We start from the raw sequence: 20,276 nt of genomic DNA, 5'->3' as shown, positions 1-20,276 counted from the left end.
AGAAATATACATCTAAGTTTTCGATGTATTTGATACACGCATAAAATAAAATTGCTAAAGATTAACCGTTGGTGGGAAAACGGATGAAACCAGAAAAAACGGAATCGAAAATGAAAAAGAGTATAGAACAGATTATTGAACATTTTAGAAAGAAAGGCATTCAAGTAGAGAAGGTATTATCGAGAGCGAGCATGGCAAGAAATCTTAAATGTGTTCTGTTATAAAAGTCATATGGTTCTTACGAAATTAAGTAAGAGGGGAGCGGGGCGACTCTCCCTTGTCTTCTCCACCACCTAGCACGCGGTCCTGAACTAAGTGGTTCACTAATCTTGATGAAGTTCAACATATTTCTGCATAATGCTCTTGAGTCCTCGGGATTGCCAATACGCAATTCCGAGGACTTTGTTCTGTATAAATGAGGAGTGCGTGTCGTCCGCCATGCTTTTTGGGTAAAAGCGTCATCTTTCCGTTCATATGCCCACCCAAGTTTATTGAAATAGCCCTTGGCGGCTTTGGACTTTACCTTGTCTAGCAGTCTCATCGGGCAATTTGGTTCGTGTAATCTAGACCAGCGTTTGCCTCCAGATTTCTCCAGATTCTACCTCGTGATAGACACCTTGCCTTTGGTTAGCCGTAGACGCTCGCTAATCCCCGCCTAGGATTTTTATAGATGACGCCCATACTGGGAGCACCATGAAAAGGTAAAAATGCGCCGCCATTTTTGCGCCTAGGATGATTGCAAAATTTTAATGTGCTCTAAAATCGTTTCGTACGGAACATCCTGCACTCCGTTATATGTCTGGACGATTTTGCCGTCTGGACCGACCAAATAAAAGCTTGTTCCGTGAATGACTTGATCGTCGTTTTCCGGTTTTTTCACGATCGTTTTAAAGCTTTTTTGCGCCAGTTGCTCGATTTCTTCTTGGCTATATCCCGTCAACAAATGCCAATTTGACAAATCTGTTGTAAATTTTTTGGCATAGGCCTCGAGCTTTTCCGGCGTATCTACTTCCGGATCGACGCTAAATGAGACAAATTCGACCTTAAGCCCTTTCTTGGCCGCCATTTTTTTCAGCTTCGCCATATTCGCTGTCATCGGCGGACAGACGGTTTCACAGCTTGTAAAAATAAAATCAGCTACCCATACTTTTCCCTTTAAATTACGCAACCCAAACCTCTTCCCATGTTGGTCGGTAAACGTAAAATCATCTACCGGCCAATTTTTGGCGTCCGGAATCGTTTTTCCGCACGCAGCTAGCAACACGATGGAAAGAATAAGCAACATTCGTTTCATCTTTACCTTCACCTATCCTCTCTCTTCGTCCGTATCATACATGATCCTGAGCGCTACGTCTCCGGTATAAATCGAAATAATTGGCGTCGTCCTGGCAATATCGATATGCGAACATCCCGTCGCTTCTATGAGCACCTGTTTCAGTCATTTCGCTCATGCCTGCGCATAGCATGGGCAATCGCCATCGCCCGTACGGTTTGCTTGGCGAGTTCCTCTGCAAACTGATTCGTTAAATATTTCACCGTCCGTGAGAAACTTTAGCTTGTCCATAAAATCGATAAGCTGAAGTTTCTTTAAGGAGTTTTTTTCACTTTACAATTACTTCGTTTTTAGGCATATTATGCATTCCTCTAGCTGTTGTGTGTGAAATGACATAGTACTTTCCTGTTTCTTTAAAGACATAAGTAACCTTGTATTCACCATTTTTAGTGTGTTTGGCTTCAATTTTTTTATGTTGGTCTTTCGTTTGTCCTTCCTTCCAAATTTCAAATGTTACTTCATCAGCATCTTCTACTTTTTCGGTTCCTTGAGTAACAGTGGCGACTAATTCCACCTCTTTATTGACCTTTATATTCTCTGGAATTGTTTTAAATTTTACTTCAATCAATTCTGGGGCTTCTTTTTCCTGGCTACACCCACCAAGTACAAAAAGGCTTATTAAAGCCAACGCGAATAACTTTTTCATTTTTAACACTATCAAAAACCTCCCTAAGTAAGGTTAGTAATATCTTATATCATTTTACTTCATAAAAAGGCTTTGTTCTGTTATGAAATGTGGCTAAAAACCAACAATAAAGAAATTTCCATGCACAATGCAATATTATTAAATGAATATATATTCATATTTAAAACATCACTGATTGGTATGTAAAATATAAAGGCTGCAAAATGGCGAATATACGAATGATTGGTTGCTATCGTTTAATGAATACATTTGGAAAGAGAGAAACCTATTGAATAATAAAATAAATTCAGAAGAAGAATATGTAAAAAGGAGGTTCAAATATGGGACATCATCATGGTTGCGGAGATCATTCTCATGCACATCATGCAAATCAAAAAGCATTGCTAATTAGTTTTTTTCTCATTTTATCATTTCTTGTTGTTGAAATTATAGGTGGGATTTTAACGAACAGTCTTGCTTTAATATCCGATGCAGGACACATGTTAAGCGATGCAGCAGCATTGGGTTTAAGTCTTTTAGCTCTAAAGATGGGAGAAAAGCAAGCAAGTGAAACGAAAACCTACGGATATAAACGATTTGAAATTTTAGCTGCATTATTGAATGGAGTGACCCTTTTACTCATTTCTGTCTATATATTCTACGAAGCCTACCATCGTTTCTTTGATCCACCTAAAGTAATGAGTTTTGGAATGTTGACAGTAGCTGGAATTGGACTTATCGTTAATGTTTTAGCTGCATGGATTTTAATGAAAGGAGATAGGAGTGAGAACCTTAATTTAAGAAGTGCTTTCTTACATGTGTTGGGAGATTTACTTGGGTCAGCTGGGGCGATTGTAGCAGGATTACTTATATTACTTTTTGATTGGAACATTGCTGATCCGATTGTGAGTGTGTTGGTATCTGTTTTAGTTTTAATTAGTGGTTGGCGTGTAACGAAGGAATCTGTCCATATTCTCATGGAAGGAAGACCGGTGCATATTGATTTGCAAGAAGTGAAAAATAAATTGTTGTCTTTATCAGGAGTCACAAGTGTTCATGATTTACATATATGGTCGATTACTTCAGGCTTTCCGGCTTTGAGTTGTCATCTTGTTGTTGATTCTCGGATTGATCGCGATCATGTATTACATGAGGCAAAAGCGATGTTACAGAAGCATTTTGGCATTCAGCACTCCACTATACAAATAGAAGGCGAACAAATGAAAAAATGTACGGAAACAGATATTTGCAATTAACACCCCCTTTTTTTTGATAAGGGGGAAATTTTATTCTTTATACGCCTAACCTACAATAGCCTTTTTGTTAAAATGTGAAATAGGTTTTTTAAGAAAGTTTTTTTAATAAAAATACATATAATACCAAGTTTGCATTTACATCAAAGTGTTAGATTTGCGAAGTCGGTATCCGACAACGTATAGGAAATTTAAATAGAGTACGGCATGATGTTGTATTGCTTGAACGTTGCAGTCATAATTACTTTATAAATTTTATATAATGCTTTGTATATATAAAAAGTGACTGTATATGGCAGAATAAAAGTGGTTCTTACGTAATTTTAGTGATAGGAAGGGGACTAATTAACTGTAGTTGAGCAATTTTCGTTACAATAATTACCATTTAAAAAGAGACAAACAGGGTACCCCTTATGCCACGTGGAGCTGTTTTTTCACGGTATCAATGGGAATATTTTGTTTTGCTGCACGATAAATGAACTCCACGAGGCTATGTCCTTTTCTCTTGCGCAGGAGATCGAGCCCATCCGAAAAATCACTGTTAGACTCGAACATGCTGTACACATACGCAAGTAATGTAAATTATCAATCGTTTAAGATGACTATAAAAACCCGCCCGCACTCTCATTCGTTTGCTATTGCCAAAAGTTTATCCATCACGATTTTTCTCTGAGTTTTAACGTCTGGAAAAAAGCTTGTCACCTCTGTTTTTCGGCCATCATGAAATAACTACATACTCAACAGCCCAAACATTGTGATGAACAAGGGGGAAGAGATGATGAGAATATCTGATTTTCTTAAAAGATATCATTTGCATGGGAGTTTAATGGCGAACAGTGCCAGGCACTGTTCGCCTACATGTTGCACTGATTGTCGATGATCATGAAAAGGTAAGACGTCTCATACTTCGCACGACTCTAATGAAAAGACCGCAAAACGCTTCCTTTAAGAAACGCTTTACGGTCTTTTTGTTCTTTGTTTATTGAGGTGAAAATTCAGTTTGATCAATTACTTGAATTAGTTTAAAATTTTAGTTAGGACTTAAAATGGTGATTAGGACTCCTTACACTATTCAAGATTGGCATGTCTTTTAAACATCGTATTGGAGTCCAATCCTTTTTTCTCCATGCATCTCAATATGATCGCATCATAGAATAATAGGAGAGTTTGCTCAAATAGTGAACCCATTGGCTGGATCGTTTTATATCCGCTGTCTGATTGGTCTTTCGGTGAACCAGGTAATTTAACAGTGATATCAGCTAATTGTCCGATGGTTGATTCAGGGAAAATCGTAACAAGCGCTACTGTCGAGCCTAAGCGTTTTGCTTTTTCCGCCATGGAAACTAACGTTTTCGTTTCTCCTGAACCGGAGCCGATGATTAAAATGTCATCTTGTTCCAGGTTAGGGGTTATCGTTTCTCCTACTACATAGGCATCTAACCCCATATGCATCATTCGCATCGCAAAAGATTTGGACATAAATCCAGATCTGCCTGCACCAGCTACAAAAATTTTCTTTGCCTCAAGAATCCCCTTTACCAATTTTTCAGCTTCTTCATCAGCGATTAAATCGACTGTGCGATTTAACTCTTTTATGATTTCCGCTAAATATTGTGTAGTCTGCATAATTTCATTCACCTTGTTGGATCATTTTTTTCATTTCAGCAGCTGCAGCTCGTTTATCTTTTTGGCCGGTAATACCGCCGCCGACAACGATAAGATCCGGTTTTGCTTTAATGACTTCTGGCAGCGTGTCTAATTTAATGCCGCCGGCGATGGCTGTTTTCGCATTTTTCACAACACGCTTAATTGTGTGAAGTTCTTCAAGAGAATCTTTTCCGACTGCTTGAAGATCGTATCCTGTGTGTACACAAATATAGTCTACACCAAACTCATCCACTTCTTTAGTGCGTTCTTCTAAATTTTTAACACCGATCATGTCAACCAAGATTTTTTTTCCTTGTTTTCTAGCTTCTTCAACGGCCCCCTTGATTGACATATCTTCAGCCACTCCAAGGATCGTGATAATGTCCGCGCCAGCTTCGGATGCTTTCATGACTTCATATGCAGCCGCATCCATGATTTTTAAGTCGGCTAAAACGGTTAAATGAGGAAATGCTTCTTTAATTTCCTTAACAGCTCTCAGGCCTTCATTAATAATAACAGGAGTACCGATTTCTACAATATCCACATACTCCTCAACTTCTTTCACAAGTTCTTTTGCTTCAGGAATATTTACAAGATCCAATGCTAATTGTAGTTGCATGAATTCTTCCCCCCTAATAAAAATTGATTGTTTGTTGCACAAGCGAACGTATCTTTTACCTGCTTACCACTTGTACAGCAATCAGTGTACTATGTATGACTTTCTTTAGAAAGTACGCACTTTATTTTTACATAGTGTTAAAAAGTATACTATTGGATATGATCATTTCATTCTCGGAACACCTGTCTTCCTTTTTCAAAATGTGCCTAACAACATCTGACCGATGCGTATGTCGAAGCATGAAATTCCCTCCTTCCCTCTTCAACCGCGCTAATATGTACTTTCTTTCGCCATTTTGCAAATAAATCCTCATTTTTTCAAAGATGTTCATTCACTAGCATTGCAGTAATTAAATCTGATGATTCAAAATACTAAGAATGTTCAATTTTTTATTGATTTCGAAACAAAAAAATCCTTTACAATGGAAGTACAGGTGGTTCCTGTCCAAATCCAATCGTAAAGGATAACTGTTATGGACAAGAATACACTAATTTCATCATTTGGTAAATGGGTTTCACCCATAAATATTCAAAAACTTAGCGAACAAGTCAAAGAATTGAAACAGGACTATTACACAAAAAAGCTGACAACAGAAGCCTATATTAAATTTTTATTGGTAGCCCAACTGCTCGAATTTAAGAGCTTAGAGGAAATGAGTGATGCACTTGTAGACGAAGATCTTCAAAAAGCACTCGGATTTGAATCGATAAGTGCCTCTCAGCTATCCCGAAAAAACAATCAGATCAACCCACTAATTCTTGCAAATTTGTTCTTGGATCTTGTTTGGAAAATTCAACGGTACCATTATAAAAACGGAAAGAATATGCCACTGAAAATCATTGATTCGAGTACACTCCCGTTGAATTTGACCAATTATAAATGGGCAAAATTCCGTAAAACAAAAGCTGGTGTAAAGCTACACTTACGGCTCGTTTTCATGGATAAAGACACCGTCTATCCTGAAAAAGCAGTGATTACGACAGCAAAAGAACATGACCGAAATCAACTCGAAGTCCTAGTGGATGATAAAGAAGCCATGTATGTGTTTGACCGCGGTTATGTGGACTATGAACGTTTTGACCGGATGACAGATGATGGCTATTTCTTCGTTTCAAGACTGAAGAAAAACGCAGTCATTCGTGAAGTCTATACATTTTCACTTCCTGATGATTGTCACGTTCTATCCGATAAAATGGTCTATATTGGTACCACACAAAATCGTACTGAAAATGTCTATCGTCTACTAGAAGTTATGGACACAAAAGGGAACTTACTTCGTTTAATTACCAACCGATTTGATTTAAAAGCAGAAGAGATAAGTGGTATTTACCGATCTCGCTGGGCTATTGAACTCTTTTTCAAATGGCTTAAGCAACACGTAGAAATTAAGCACTTTTATGGAATGAGTGAAACAGCTATTCAAAATCAAATTTTCTTAGCCCTTATCACGTATTGCTTACATGTTCTCATTCAATTGGAGATGAAAAGTAAGAAATCCCTACTTCGAATTACTCGTTGGTTAAAGAGAGCTCTGTGGAAACCAGCTTATGTTTGGTTGCGAAAATTTGATGGGCGAGCCAGTCCATAATCTCCCTTTTGTCGTTGTCACTCTGATTTAACTGTATATATTTACCAAATGGGCAGTACCACCTTTCTTTAGGTTTTATCTTTTTGGCACAAATTCACAAAAAATAATTAACAGAAAATTCTAACTATATTTATGCAATGCTAATGATGTTCATTGACTTCACAAAATGACGAAACAGTAGTAAAATTCATGATTAATCACGCAGGAAACCCCTGCTTTCAAGCATGGGGAGGAATGCGTTTTTTTGTTTATTTTTCGCTAAAAAAATATAAAATCAAATTAGTGAAAGGTGGTGAGGACATGAAATTGACTTTAACAGCAAAAATTAAAATTTTACCGACATCTGAACAAGAACAACTTCTTCAAAAAACGATGCAAGCATATCGTGATGCGTGCAATGCGGTGTCGGAAGTGATATACAAAGAAAACACCCTTGTGCAAGCCAAACTTCACAAGATGACGTACCGCAAACTTCGCTCTACATTTGGCTTAAAATCTCAAATGGCGCAGTCTGTGTTAAAAACGGTGATTGCAAAATATAAAACCAACCAAACCAATGGACATAAGCGTTGTCAGATTGCGTTTAAAAAACCGCAAATAGACCTCGTTTTTAATCGAGATTACAGCCTAACCAAAGGGTTGTTTTCCATCAATACGTTAGAAGGACGAATCAAAGTTCCTTTTCAAACGAAAGAACTTGAAACGTATTTCGACGGAACATGGACGTTTGGAACAGCAAAGTTAGTGAATAAACATCAAAAGTGGTTTCTCCATATCCCTGTATCCAAAGAAATGGAAGAAGCAAACCTTCATCACATTTGCCAAGTGGTTGGCGTAGATATGGGTGTAAATTTTCTTGCGACTGTTTATGATTCAAACGGACAGACGTTATTTTTCAAAGGTAGACACATCAAACACAAACGAGCAAAGTATAAACAACTCCGCAGACAACTACAAAAAAAGCAAACTCCGTCTGCTCGTAGAAGATTAAAGAAAATCGGTCAACGAGAAAACCGTTGGATGCAAGATGTCAACCATTGCATCAGTAAGGCACTCGTTGAGCGTTATGGTAAGAACACGCTGTTTGTGTTAGAGGATTTAACAGGTGTTCGCCAAAGAACAGAAAAAGTGTCCGTTAACCATCGGTATGAAATGGTATCTTGGGCGTTTTATGATTTAAGACAAAAAATCGAGTACAAAGCACACAAACACCGAGCCAAAGTGATTGTGGTAGACCCAACATACACATCCCAAACATGTCCAAAATGCGGACATACAGAGAAAGCAAACCGAAATAAGAAAACGCACACGTTTTGTTGCCAAACATGCCAATACACATCAAACGATGACCGAGTTGGTGCGATGAATCTTCAACGAAAAGGAATCGAGTACATCGTTGAAGAAACAACAAAAGCATGACTTTTGTTGTTGGGTAGTTGTCAACCTGCCCTGATGCAACGTTTGAGTCAAGACTTTGTGGGAGATTTTTTTCTCGACCGATTTTTTTGGTTATATATGGTTTTATAAAATCGTTATATGTAAGCGCTTTTACTTACTCTCATCCTGTAGGTATGTGCGTTTTCTCTCGTTTTAAAAACCTTTCAATGCTTGCAATGCCTCGTAAATCGGTGTCCCTGAAGATTGGCGAAGGTATGGGATGTTATCTCGTACCACTTCTGTCATTTGCGTTTGCACGCGCTTCAGTGCCTTTTTCACGATCGTTTCTCGTTTCGTTTCTTCTCGTTCTTCCACGCCATACATCACTCCATCGCGTGTCCGAATGAGTAACGTATCTTTTATCGCGACGATCGCTCGCAACATCGCTTCAATCCCTGCATCCCTCCAACTTCGACCGTTTTTACTTCGTTTCGCAAACACATGCATCGTTCCTTCCGCACTCCCCATCGCCCTCATGTTTGTCGTGTCAATCCCTTTTTCCTTCAACCATACGCGATAGTCACGTAAACATCCTGGTATCTCCTCGATTCGACGAACAAGCGCCTCGAGTTGCTTTTCCTTCTCCTCATGTTCTAACGTACCGATGGCACTTGTGAGTTCTCGTAACACACCTTCTTCATCCCATGATGCTAACTTCTTTCGAATCACCCGATATCTCGCATGACCTCGGAACAATTGACGAATCTCTCTTGCCACATGGAACCGATCAAGCTGAAAGTACCCCCTGTCCCCGAAATATTCTCGACACGCTGTAATCCATGGGGCTCCATCTCCATTGATGACCACCCAATCCTCAAACGGATCATAGCTGTATTCCTTCATCAGAAAATTCTCTACAGCTTCCCAAATCGGTTCATTCGTTTGATGAACCATATACCGTCGATTCACTAAGGATACGCGTTTCCCGTTTTTCTCCCATCCTTGGTGAATCGTGATGATCTTTTCTTCTTTTCCTTTGATGCGGCTTCGTTGACGTTTCACGTACAACCCGTCTGCTTCGATAAAAAACACGCGCCCTTTTTTCTCCATCGCACGGTGCCCTTCCACCTCTGCCTCGATGATGGACTGGCGAATCGTTTCGTGACTCATACATGCATACCCCACCAGCTTTTCAAGCGACTGCGCAGCCTGTCGATACGAAGAACCCGTCACGGCGAGATGAATCGCTGTCTCCTCTAATAGCGGACTCACTCCATGCGCCCCATCGAACTGGAGAAAGACATCGAGTAAAGACGTATACACCTTTTTTTCACGGTCAAAGTAGTAGTTTCGCTTCACTTCCACCTCTCCAAATAGCGTTTGGAGTCGGATCGTCCGCTTATCTTTGAGCGCATATCGTTTCTTGTCCCGCTGTTCTGCCAATGTGCGGTCGATCTCCTCCAACACCTGTTGAAGGAGATGACCATATTGTTTTTGCATATGTCTAAATAAAGACTGTTCGATCTCTTTTAATGTCAAGCCGTTTGTGATATAATCCTGCATGGGCTCCACTCCTTTCTTTGGTTGTATTTTTTTTTCACACTTACTACCTTACCAGGAGGAGAGCCCGTTTTTCATCTATTTTGCTTACATATCTGACAGGTTCCTTATTATACCAAATCAGGAACCTGTCTTTTTTTCTCCCACAAACATTTTACTCATACTGATGCAACCCCAAGTGAAGGAAGGAGGATAACATCCGCTTGCACTTCTGGGGAGTTGCAAGCCCACGGCTTTAGTCGTTGGGTAGTTGACATAATCATATAAGAAAGGTGGGAATAAACAATAAGGCGAACAGTGCCAGGCACTGTTCGCCTATTTTACGGGGATAAATATCATCTACTCCCACTCTTCAAAAGATAAATTGGTAGGCTCGTCTAAAAGGTCAACTGTAAAATCAATATTTGTTGTTGGTGTACGCTCATCCACTTCCTCAAATTTAAGTTCATCAATCCACACTTGCCCTTTCCCCAAAAGTAAAACACCAAAAGATATGACTGCACTATTTTTAGGAACATCTAAAACGATATAGTAATGATTCCATTCAGTATCTCCTACAATCGGGCGGTCACTCATATTATCAAATTGCAACACATCCCCAAGTGCATCATCCACTCGCATCCAAAACCCACAGAATCCATCAACACCTTTTGATTTTATAAACCCAGAAAGTTTTATCCTTTTACCAAGATACTTTTCTGCCTTAAATTGTTGCATCATTGTGGCAAATTCAGCTTGAGATTGGACAGTAACAGCCTTTAAGAATCCAGATGCTTTCCCCTTGTGAAAGATTTCTCTGTCAATTCCCATTTTATAATTAAACGGGTGACTTCCGCTTAATTTCCATCCTTTCAATTGTTCGTTTTTCAACATGACATCCTCCCTTTGTAAAGTTAATTTACCCATGATTTTGCGGTATTGTCCTGGCGGTAATTGATAATATTTCTTAAACGAACGGGTAAATGATTCTTGTGTTTCAAAGCGATAATAGAAAGCAATATCTATTATCTTTTTATCCGTATAAAGCAGCATGTTGGCTGAATTAGCAATTCTTCGATATCGAACATATTCAGATACAGTCACACCAACTTCTTTTTGAAAAATACGATGAAAATGGTACTTTGAAAAACCAGCAAACTGAGCAATGTTTTCTAAAGATAATTCTTCATGCAAATTAGTCTCTATATATTCAATCGTTTTTTGAATAATGGGACTGTAGCTCATTTCATAGGCCTCCTTACACCTCCTTACAAATAAGATAACAGAAGAAACCATGATTTTTTTGACCTATATTGCTTTGTTTAACATCAAACGAATATTGATTTTGTATATCATAAAGTTCAAAGCATAGGATAAGTCCCGAATTTCCTGATCAAATCACATCAAAAAATGATTTTCCTTTCGCCTGCCCCCTTTAAGTAACAAACCGTAAGAACGCGATGATCCCATTTTGAATTCCCTACTATGTCAAGAGACAATAAATCATGTCCATCCCTCTCCTCCCCCCTCAAACCCTCTCTTCCCTAGAACCTCAAGGGTTTTCGGGATTTGAGGAACCAGTTGGAACAAAAAACCAGGAAAATAAAAAGTGTCCGTCCAATTGGAATAAATTGGCGAACAGTGCCAGGCACTGTTCGCCTTTAAATAGTGCACAAAAAGACGAGGAAACACCTCGCCTCGTTTTGTCAGATATCGTTGAATGCAACATATTGGCTATTATGTTGTATTTATTTTCTCCTTTGTAAAGAAGGATAGCTATGAAAACTTGTGAGTTTAGTTAGTTTAATTATCTATCACCTCAATCTTTTCTGCACCAACCTGTAAAATTTTAGACTCTTGCACAGGTGGGGTATACCAAACTCTAATTTTTTGACCAACATTTATATTCTTATAATATTCCTCATCAACATAGAATAAAAAGCTATCATGATTAGCTGCATATTTAAGTATTTCGTCCTGAGACATACTACTGATATCCTCTTTGGTAATATCATTAATAACCAATAGTCTTTTACCATTATACTCTTTCCCTGAATCCGTGATGGTTGGAAATCAACTTTGATTTTGGTGTTAGTTCTATGGATATATGATCCATACATCCCTTTTTTTGATGATTCCCTGCACCACTTTCATGTTTGAAAACGAGATAAATCCTCTTTTATGGAGATACAAACCAAAAAAGAGACAAAAAAAGTACAGGGGGGAGTGATGGATATGAGTACACGAACATCTGTTTGTTATCTTGCCTCTTTCCATTTTTGATACACATTCAGTAGGAGTATACTGTACCCACTCCTTCGCGTCAGTTTCATCCAGATCTGTCGTGATCGGCGGACGAGTCGACCTGCCATCGTGATCACCGTCTGAATGATCGTCTTGATGCGGCGGCGTTTCACTTTATGATGTAATGGATGTCTCGGATCGCTTAATAGATCTTGTCCAATCAGGCGAAGAAGGTTGTACACGAATGCTCCCATGACTAACACGAGCGCATTCGTTTTCATCTTCCCTGATGGAAGTCGCTCTAAATCTAAGTCGCTTTTCAGTTCGCTATGAAACTGTTCGCATGTCGCATGATCGTGATACAATGCGAGCACATCACTCATTCGAACATGCTCGTATCCTTCGAGGCGCACCCAGTAGCTTTCGACTTCGTAATCAGGAACGAGCATCAGCTGTCCATTTCGTTCCATCGTTCGTTCCGTCACTTGGGTGACTTGAACGTACGTATACGTGTGTCCATCGATTGCTGCTGTCTGTGGAAGGCATAACTCATACGTTTGTACTCCTTCTGTTTGTCCATCATCGACGCGTCTGCCCTTTTGCGAAGCGATCTGGAACCAAAGCGCTTTCGATTCTCGGCGTAAGTTTCGCTTGATGACAAAGTCCACGTCTTCCTTTAGACATACGTGCACATTCGCTTCCGCATCGTTTCCTGCATCCATGCGGACAAGCAGACGAGACGAGGTCAGCGGACGAGCTCGACGGATGGCGGTAGTTAAAAACGAAGGCATGTTGTCTTGTACATGTTGTTTCCCTGGACGCAGCTCGGCATGAACGATATACCCTTCCTTCCCTGCGTACGCAAACAACGGCGTAAAACCGTCAAATCCTTTATACGTTCGACTCACTCCTTCTTTTTTCGTATCGGAGTTATCAAATGGGGAAGCATCTATATCAAGGGGAAGCCATGTCGTTTTCCCTTTCGTCCAACAAGCGGACAAGGTAGCGTGTTGTCGAACCAACAGACGCATCGATTCCTCCCAAATGATGGTTTCGGTCATCGGGAGACAAGCGAGCTGATCGAGACGCTGTCGCAACGTTGGGGAGGAAGGTACGTGCCGAATGCCCATTGATGTCGAAAAGATATCGTCCTGACGATACGCTTCGATATGATCAAAATCCGTTTTTCCTGTGGCAAGCAAGCCGATCATCGAGCGAATGACGTCGCTATGGGAAATGTGCACATCTCGACGAACCGTTGGGAGCCGAAGGGCGTTTACTCGTTTATCCAGCTTCGTTTGGTGCAGTAAGTAGCCCACGAGAGCAAGCCCAGCACTTGGAGTAATCGCTTCATCTGTCAATACAAACCGAATCGGGAAATCTTTCATCACATTCACCTACTTGATGAAGAGTCGTCAACGTCGTTTTCCCTTATCGTATCAACGGTTTGCGACCATTGTAAAGATGTTTTGTCACGGATTCAGGCTTTCTTTAACGCTACATACCCTTCAAATAAAACAAAATCAGATGATTCTTTTCCTGTTTCATTTTTAGAACAAGAAATTAACAATAATAGGATTGGAAACCAAAGAAGTTTCTTTTTCATAGCTACCCCCTGACCAGAACTAATAGAGATTAGTTTTAGTATTAAAAAACAATTTCAAAAAAATCAAAACGCTCTATAAAATGTAATAAAACTTTCAGTCAAATCTTACATTTGTATCGCTGGCGAACAGTGCCAGGCACTGTTCGCCTTGAAGCGCTATATAGAATTAAACAGACGATTTTTCCCTTAGCGTAGGGAAAATCTTAGTGGCAGTACCTTTTTAAGAAATGGTTTTAATCAACTTTAAATGGGATTTCTTCTTTATAAGCCTTTGTATATTTTTCAATCAACTCCTTCTTCTCCACATCGCTATTAATTGGAATATCTCCACCAACAGGGATTAGTGTGTGCCACTTTTCTTCCGCTAAATATCTAGTCGCGAACAAGTAAGTTTGTCCTTCCTCAATTAGTTTATCACCCTCCATTAAAAACAAATAATCTCCTTCATACCCACCTACTTGGTTCACTTTTATTGTACCGTTTACTTCACCCTTAATATTATAAAGAACCTCAACTTCGAATTGTGTTTCTGGATAATCCCTATTTCTTGTTCCAACTTGCTTTACAACTCTACCTACAAAAACATTATCTGAAAAACCTACAACCTCTCTAGGATTGCTAATATCAATAGCATAATTTAAATCTATAGACTTAATTATAGGATTTTTTGGTGGAGTATTTGTAAAATAATTAGGAACAAAATATATAATTGATATAAACGCAATCATCACTGGAGCTAAAACAAGTACCCATTTACGTTTTGGCTTTTTTAATTCTAACTGTAGATGAGCAAATTTACTAACATAAATTTACAACCAAACAAAAAAGAAGACATGAACCCGATTCCTTGGTTAGAATAGATGTGCCAACAAACCATTCACAAGGAGGTTCATGTCTCATGAATAGATTAGCACATCACCAAGGAATCCACAAGTTTTTGACGATGTTGGGGTTGGCCCTTTATTTCTCGAAACCTGTCATGAAGCATCTCGTTCATATCGTGGATGCGATGATTACAAAGGGCTTTTCGGGAACGCTGACCGATCTACATCATGGGAGTTTTCATCCGAACCATCGCACGACACTGAGCCATTTTTTCACGAAAAGCCCATGGGAGGAAGAGACGCTGCTTCGCAAACTCCAACAGTGGGTGCTTCATCGTGTCGAACGCAGCTCGAAACGAGAGAATCAACCCATTTTTGTTTCGATCGATGATACGATTTGCCAAAAAACGAAGCCCTCGTCACGGGCAACACACGCCATTCAAGGGTGTGATTGGCACTATTCTCACGCAGAGAAAAAGTCGATCTGGGGACATTCTCTCGTTTGGCTCATGGTTCATACGATGACCCAAGCGTTTCCTTTTGCCTTTCGCCTCTACGACAAGACGGCGGGGAAAAGCAAAGGGGAACTCGCGATCGAGATGCTTTCTTCGTTGGATGTGAGTCGCCCCGTTTATGTGCTCATGGACTCTTGGTATCCATCGAAAACCCTCGTGGGAGCCTGCTTGAAAAAAGGGTTCCACGTCATCGCGATGCTGAAGACGAATCGGATTCTCTATCCAAAAGGGACGGCCATTCAAGCAAAGGAATTTGCCAAATCTATGGAGCCACGGGATACCCGCCTCGTCACGGTGGGAAAAGAGCGTTATCGGGTGTATCGCTACGAAGGTGCTCTGAACGGTCTCAAGGATGCCGTGGTGCTGCTCGCATGGAAAGCCGATCAGCCGATGACGCCGAAACATCTTCATTGCGTCTTGAGCACCGATCGCGAGCTAAGCGATGAAGAGATCTTGCGCTACTATGCTGCACGTTGGTCGATCGAATGTTTTTTCCGTCAAGCGAAAGACCAGCTGAAACTCGATGGATACCGCGTTCGCGGGCGTCGGGCGGTGAAACGGTATTGGATCTTGGTGCAACTTGCGTATATGTACAGCATGTTCGAGTCGAACAGTGATTTTTCGGATGGGCTCGATCTCCTGCGCAAGAGAAAAGGACATAGCCTCGTGGAGTTCATTTACCGTGCAGCGAAACAAAATATTCCCATTGATACCGTGAAAAAACAGCTCCACGTGGCATAAGGGGTACCCTGTTTGTCTCTTTTTAAATGGTAATTATTGTAACGAAAATTGCTCAACTACAGTTCTAATTTAGCTTTTTGTATTCCCAACTTACTTCTAGTGTGAACTTCCTTCGGGACTTCAATCTTATTTATTTCCTGTGTAATTTTATTGCTCACATACATCATCTCCTTTCCATTCTTTTTGAAGTTTTTTTAACGCTCTATATAAAATTGTTTTTGCTGTTCCTAAAGGAATATCAAGTATGTCCGCAACTTCTTGAATAGTGCAACTATTATAGAATCTTAAGATAATGACATTCTTCTCATCTAATGATAATTTTTCAATCAAATCCTTTATTGTAACAGAATTTGGAATATTGTCATCTATATCTTGTTTACTTACCTGAGATTCGACTACATCGTAATTTTCGATTAACGTAATTTTCTTTTGAGAGCGAATAATATCTAAAGCACATCTTATTGCAATGCTAATTGACCAAGTTTTAAAGTATTTTGGTTCTCTAAGACTGATTATCGATTTGAATGCTCGATATGCAGTTTCTTGAACTACATCCAGTGCATCATCTTTGTTTTTTAGATAAATAAATGCAATTCTATAAATTTCTCCTTCATACGGCTGAAATATTTTCAAAAATGCTTCTCTATCGCCTTTCTGGGCTCTTTTAATCAATCTTATAATTGAAAACACCTCCAATAATTGCTTTATCAATTATTAGACGTAAAGAGTTATAATTTAGCTTTTAGTTTTCGGAAATTTTTTCAACTATATAAAAACAAGGATGTCTCAAAAGCGTTCGTATATTGTTCACTTTTGGGGAATTTTTTTGGCAAAAAAGAAGAAAACCGTTCCTTTTTTGGTATCATAAGGTCACCACAACCCAACCAAGAAAGGACGGTTTTCTAATGTACATTCATTATAACCGAAATCAACTCATTTTGCCAATGAATCTTGATAATGTCCATTCCAGAACATCATCTTTGCCAGATTGTGTATCTAGCCGTAAAATATCGAACAGTGCCAGGCACTGTTCGCCAAATATCTGAAGGTAAAAACAATACCATCAGACTTAAAAATGTTGATTTAGAAAAGATAAGACGAAAAGAATTATTTTCAGAGGCTGCTAAAAATGATTATCAAAACTTATACTTATCTTATTTTGAAGAAAGTGACTTCTATAACAAAGATAAAGGATATGAATATTTTATTATTCCTAGTGATTATGAAGGTTTTATTTATGTGAGTAATACCAATACTAATCTTTACTATATGTATTTATATCCAGAAATGATGGGTCCTACAAGACCTTATTGGATTAAAAAGTTAAATTAAAAACGTTAGATCACTAGTGTTGTATTAATTTAATTTTAATATTAAAAAGACTCACAATCTTCACTTATTTTATTTTGTGAAAAGAAAAAGTCCTTTATAATGGATAAGTCAGGTGGTAACCCGTCCAAATCCACTAAAAAGGACCAAACTCATGGACAAGATTACACGAAAAACTTCATTTGGACAATGGTTTTCGCCAATAAATCTTCAATTATTTGAAGAACAGGTGAAAACGATGAAATTAGATTACTATACGAAAAAATTAACGACAGAGTCATTTCTAAAATTACTGCTTTTTGCGCAATTGGAAGAAATCGAAAGTCTCCATGCGCTAAGCGATTGCCTTTTTGATGACCAGCTTCAAAAAGGGGTCGGCCTTAATTCTATCAGTATTTCACAGTTGTCACGGCGATTAAATGGTATAAACCCAGATCTATTTCAAAAGCTTTTTCTTGATTTAGTCGCAAAAATTCATGCCAAAACACAACACACAAAACGGGTCATGCCTTTAAAAATCATTGATTCAAGCACATTGCCACTTAATTTGACCAACCATAAATGGGCGAAGTTTCGCAAAACAAAGGCGGGTGTAAAGCTACATTTGCGCCTTGTGTTTATGGAAAAGGGGATATCCTATCCTGAAAAAGCTTTGATGACAACGGCAAGAGAACATGACCGTGGACAGCTTGAAATCATGGTGGATGACAAGGAATGCATGTATGTGTTTGACCGTGGCTACCTAGACTATGAGCGCTTTGATCGTATGACGGATGACGGCTACTTCTTTCTTTCCAGACTACGGAAAAACGCTGTTATACGGGAAGTTTATGATTTTAAACTACCCGAAGATACGAGTGTTTTGTCAGATCAAATGGTATTGATTGGAACAACTCAAAACCGTGCTGAAAATTACTTTCGCCTTCTAAAAGTGATGGATTCAAAAGGAAATGAACTCCATTTAATCACAAATCGTTTTGATTTAAGCGCCGAAGAAATTTCCGAGATGTACAAATCACGATGGGCTATTGAACTGTTTTTTAAATGGATCAAACAACATCTCAGCATCAAAAAATTCTATGGTCAAAGTGAATGGGCGATTCAAAATCAAGTATTTATCGCACTTATTGTTTTTTGCCTACATGTTCTGGCACAAATTGAAACAAATAGTACGCGAAAAACCTTACAAATTAGCCGTTATTTAAGGGCTGCATTGTGGAAACCAGCGCATATCTGGCTTCGAAAAATTGAAGGAAAAGCCATCCCTTAATAAGTAAATTGTCGTCGTCGCACAGGTCTAATTGTCAATAAATTTCCAAATGGATGGGGTCACCTTTAATTGGGTATTCACCTTTTTGGCCCTAAACAGGAAAAATAATAAAACTGAAAATTACGACAATATTTATGCAACACTAGTGATTTTCCGTTGGCATCGACTTTTGTTTCTTTTGCCTTTGCTTGAAGTGCTCTGAAATTCATTTTTTCTACTTGGATATGATGACCTAATGCGATGATCCAATTGGCAAGCCGTTGATGATCTTGTTTCCGTTTATCTGCCATTTTTCTTTGTAATTCTGCTAACTGATTTCTCGTTTTGAGATAATTTTTACTCCAAACCCATTTTTCCTTGTTGTCTTTTTTTATTGTCCCATCTTCATTGTATTTGTGCGGATTATTCGCCCGTCTTTGACGATCCAATTTTCGTTGAAGAACTCGCTTTTGCTTTTCTATGTTTTCGACACTCGGCGCAAGAATAAGCAACTTGACATTATTCATCGAGCAAATAGCGACGGTTTGTGTTCCTATGTCGATACCAACATCGCCTCGCCCTATTGGATGTTTTATTTCTCCTGTTTGGCGGTTTATTTTCTTTGGTGGTACACCTTCAAGAGTGAGTTGAAGAAAATACTTGATTTTTCCTCTAATTCGTCTACGGACGATGCGACAATATTTTATACGGTCTTGTAGAGCCAGATGTGTATATATGTCGTTTGGGTGAATTATAACAGGAATAGATAAACCATTCCAAAGCAAATGTTTGTTTTCGAAACGGATGCCTGTGCTATTTGTTTTTCCTTCTAATGAATCCATATCGTTGTATTTCTTAAAAGACACTTTTTTTGCATTACCAAAGATGAGTTTTTCCATTGCCATCCATGCTCTCGTAGCGATTTTTTGTGCGGTGTGTGAGTCGATGTGTTTCTTGAAATGGTGTTGCATTGGCTTAACAAAATCGTGCATAGCGTATTCATTGATTCCGTACTGACGATATAACTCATTTAGCAAGTTGTTTCTTTCTTTTGATTTTGGTTGTTGGGCTAGATGACGATACTGCTTATCATGTTGTAGTTTTTTATGCCGTTTCAGCAATTCGCCCAAACAAGCGTTGTATATTTTTCTGCCAATTTCAAAACGTTTCTCTAATATGTACGCCTGCCATAGTTCTGTTTTGAGTTTCAACGTCAGCACATAACTTTTGGTTTTTGTTTTCGCCAACGACACCACTTCCTTTATACGTTCTTTTGATTTTCGATGTATTGTTTAACCGCTTCTTCTGAAATATAGCCGACAGTACAACAAAAATAACTTCGTGTCCATAGCGACGGTAGTCTGCTTTTTAACGAAGGATATTTCTCCCTTAATATTCGACTGCTTTTCCCTTTAAACGCTTGTATAATTTTGTGCAAATGTTGACGAGGGTCAAAAGAAATGAACAAATGAACATGATCAGGCATAATTTCCATTGCTTTGATTTGTACATCATGTTCTTTGGCAACTTCTTCAAAAATTCTTTTTAAATCTCGTTCAATATCTCCAACTAACACTTTTCTACGGTATTTTGGACAAAACACAATATGATATTGATTGAGATAAACAATCCCTTTTTTATGGGTGTATTTTTCGTTTTCCAAAAACAATCACCTCTATACTAAATATACCATAAACAATAGATAAAATAAACACATCTAATAAATTTATCAAAAAAAATACGCAATTCATCCCCTTGTCTAAAGACAGGGACTTTCTTGCGCCTCC

19 protein-coding genes and 1 pseudogene are annotated in these 20,276 nt (G+C 38.8%); 6 read left to right on the top strand and 14 right to left on the bottom strand.

Annotated features, from left to right (window positions below):
- Nucleotides 1-727: 727 nt before the first annotated feature.
- Both NSS60_RS02110 and NSS60_RS02105 read right to left on the bottom strand, forming a co-directional pair.
- Nucleotides 728-1,294 carry an SCO family protein gene (locus NSS60_RS02110; protein ID WP_033015904.1) on the bottom strand — a complete coding sequence of 189 codons (567 nt, stop codon included), beginning with the start codon at nt 1,292-1,294 and terminating at the stop codon, nt 728-730.
- Nucleotides 1,295-1,601: 307 nt separating this feature from the next.
- Nucleotides 1,602-1,979 (bottom strand): FixH family protein, encoded by a 378-nt coding sequence (locus NSS60_RS02105; protein WP_042410023.1) that lies wholly within the window; start codon nt 1,977-1,979, stop codon nt 1,602-1,604.
- Nucleotides 1,980-2,299: 320 nt separating this feature from the next.
- Between NSS60_RS02105 and NSS60_RS02100 the strand changes: the two genes are divergently transcribed.
- Nucleotides 2,300-3,214: a cation diffusion facilitator family transporter gene (locus tag NSS60_RS02100; RefSeq protein WP_033015916.1), complete on the top strand. Its 915-nt coding sequence runs from the start codon at nt 2,300-2,302 to the stop codon at nt 3,212-3,214.
- 408 nt (nt 3,215-3,622) lie between these two features.
- On the opposite strand, the pseudogene NSS60_RS02095 reads toward NSS60_RS02100, so the two are convergent.
- The 3 genes and pseudogenes from NSS60_RS02095 to hxlA form a co-directional block, all read right to left on the bottom strand.
- Nucleotides 3,623-3,784 (bottom strand): annotated as a pseudogene (locus tag NSS60_RS02095) (IS701 family transposase); the annotation flags it as partial.
- A 495-nt stretch (nt 3,785-4,279) separates the two neighbouring features.
- Complete coding sequence (gene hxlB, locus NSS60_RS02090) at nt 4,280-4,837, bottom strand: 6-phospho-3-hexuloisomerase (RefSeq protein WP_064214570.1); 558 nt, start codon at nt 4,835-4,837, stop codon at nt 4,280-4,282.
- A gap of 4 nt (nt 4,838-4,841) precedes the next feature.
- Nucleotides 4,842-5,477: a 3-hexulose-6-phosphate synthase gene (gene hxlA, locus NSS60_RS02085; RefSeq protein WP_064214571.1), complete on the bottom strand. Its 636-nt coding sequence runs from the start codon at nt 5,475-5,477 to the stop codon at nt 4,842-4,844.
- 472 nt (nt 5,478-5,949) lie between these two features.
- Here hxlA and NSS60_RS02080 point away from each other — a divergent pair, with 472 nt between their 5' ends.
- The gene (locus NSS60_RS02080; RefSeq protein WP_032101754.1) at nt 5,950-7,065 is read left to right on the top strand and encodes an IS4 family transposase; all 1,116 of its coding nucleotides are present in this window, start codon (nt 5,950-5,952) and stop codon (nt 7,063-7,065) included.
- 300 nt (nt 7,066-7,365) lie between these two features.
- Entirely contained in the window at nt 7,366-8,484 is a 1,119-nt protein-coding gene (locus tag NSS60_RS02075; RefSeq protein ID WP_340720613.1) for an RNA-guided endonuclease InsQ/TnpB family protein, read from the top strand.
- Between the two features lie 171 nt (nt 8,485-8,655).
- Here NSS60_RS02075 and NSS60_RS02070 read toward each other — a convergent pair whose 3' ends face one another.
- From NSS60_RS02070 to NSS60_RS02045, 6 genes are all read right to left on the bottom strand, one after another.
- Complete coding sequence (locus NSS60_RS02070) at nt 8,656-10,005, bottom strand: ISLre2 family transposase (RefSeq protein WP_075039588.1); 1,350 nt, start codon at nt 10,003-10,005, stop codon at nt 8,656-8,658.
- A gap of 336 nt (nt 10,006-10,341) precedes the next feature.
- On the bottom strand, nt 10,342-11,226 hold the full coding sequence (locus NSS60_RS02065; RefSeq protein ID WP_064213871.1) for a helix-turn-helix transcriptional regulator: 885 nt from the start codon (nt 11,224-11,226) through the stop codon (nt 10,342-10,344).
- Nucleotides 11,227-11,784: 558 nt separating this feature from the next.
- Nucleotides 11,785-12,006, bottom strand: a complete 222-nt coding sequence (locus NSS60_RS02060) for a DUF3221 domain-containing protein (RefSeq protein WP_445290607.1) — start codon at nt 12,004-12,006, stop codon at nt 11,785-11,787.
- A gap of 233 nt (nt 12,007-12,239) precedes the next feature.
- Entirely contained in the window at nt 12,240-13,613 is a 1,374-nt protein-coding gene (locus tag NSS60_RS02055; RefSeq protein WP_088223305.1) for an IS1380 family transposase, read from the bottom strand.
- Nucleotides 13,614-13,705: 92 nt separating this feature from the next.
- Nucleotides 13,706-13,831, bottom strand: coding sequence for a hypothetical protein (locus NSS60_RS02050; RefSeq protein ID WP_340720612.1), 126 nt, complete (start codon nt 13,829-13,831; stop codon nt 13,706-13,708).
- Between the two features lie 233 nt (nt 13,832-14,064).
- Nucleotides 14,065-14,562: a hypothetical protein gene (locus NSS60_RS02045; protein ID WP_340720611.1), complete on the bottom strand. Its 498-nt coding sequence runs from the start codon at nt 14,560-14,562 to the stop codon at nt 14,065-14,067.
- A 167-nt stretch (nt 14,563-14,729) separates the two neighbouring features.
- Between NSS60_RS02045 and NSS60_RS02040 the strand changes: the two genes are divergently transcribed.
- Nucleotides 14,730-15,911, top strand: coding sequence for an IS701 family transposase (locus tag NSS60_RS02040; RefSeq protein WP_088223650.1), 1,182 nt, complete (start codon nt 14,730-14,732; stop codon nt 15,909-15,911).
- Nucleotides 15,912-16,058: 147 nt separating this feature from the next.
- On the opposite strand, the gene NSS60_RS02035 is transcribed toward NSS60_RS02040, so the two are convergent.
- Nucleotides 16,059-16,583 (bottom strand): sigma-70 family RNA polymerase sigma factor, encoded by a 525-nt coding sequence (locus NSS60_RS02035; protein ID WP_331202016.1) that lies wholly within the window; start codon nt 16,581-16,583, stop codon nt 16,059-16,061.
- A 285-nt stretch (nt 16,584-16,868) separates the two neighbouring features.
- Between NSS60_RS02035 and NSS60_RS02030 the strand changes: the two genes are divergently transcribed.
- Together NSS60_RS02030 and NSS60_RS02025 are read left to right on the top strand one after the other, a co-directional pair.
- Entirely contained in the window at nt 16,869-17,243 is a 375-nt protein-coding gene (locus NSS60_RS02030) for a hypothetical protein (protein ID WP_064214481.1), read from the top strand.
- A 151-nt stretch (nt 17,244-17,394) separates the two neighbouring features.
- Nucleotides 17,395-18,510 carry an IS4 family transposase gene (locus tag NSS60_RS02025; RefSeq protein ID WP_064214425.1) on the top strand — a complete coding sequence of 372 codons (1,116 nt, stop codon included), beginning with the start codon at nt 17,395-17,397 and terminating at the stop codon, nt 18,508-18,510.
- A gap of 77 nt (nt 18,511-18,587) precedes the next feature.
- Here the strand turns inward: NSS60_RS02025 and NSS60_RS02020 are convergent, their stop codons facing one another.
- Complete coding sequence (locus NSS60_RS02020) at nt 18,588-19,736, bottom strand: transposase (RefSeq protein WP_340720610.1); 1,149 nt, start codon at nt 19,734-19,736, stop codon at nt 18,588-18,590.
- A gap of 14 nt (nt 19,737-19,750) precedes the next feature.
- Nucleotides 19,751-20,152 carry an IS200/IS605 family transposase gene (tnpA, locus tag NSS60_RS02015; RefSeq protein WP_064214348.1) on the bottom strand — a complete coding sequence of 134 codons (402 nt, stop codon included), beginning with the start codon at nt 20,150-20,152 and terminating at the stop codon, nt 19,751-19,753.
- Nucleotides 20,153-20,276: the final 124 nt, after the last annotated feature.

Origin of the sequence: Anoxybacillus sp. FSL W8-0382 (assembly GCF_038003845.1) — a bacterium.
Taxonomy (GTDB): domain Bacteria; phylum Bacillota; class Bacilli; order Bacillales; family Anoxybacillaceae; genus Anoxybacillus; species Anoxybacillus flavithermus_G.
Note: the sequence above shows the minus strand (reverse complement) of the source record. Positions and strands in the feature narration are given on the sequence as shown.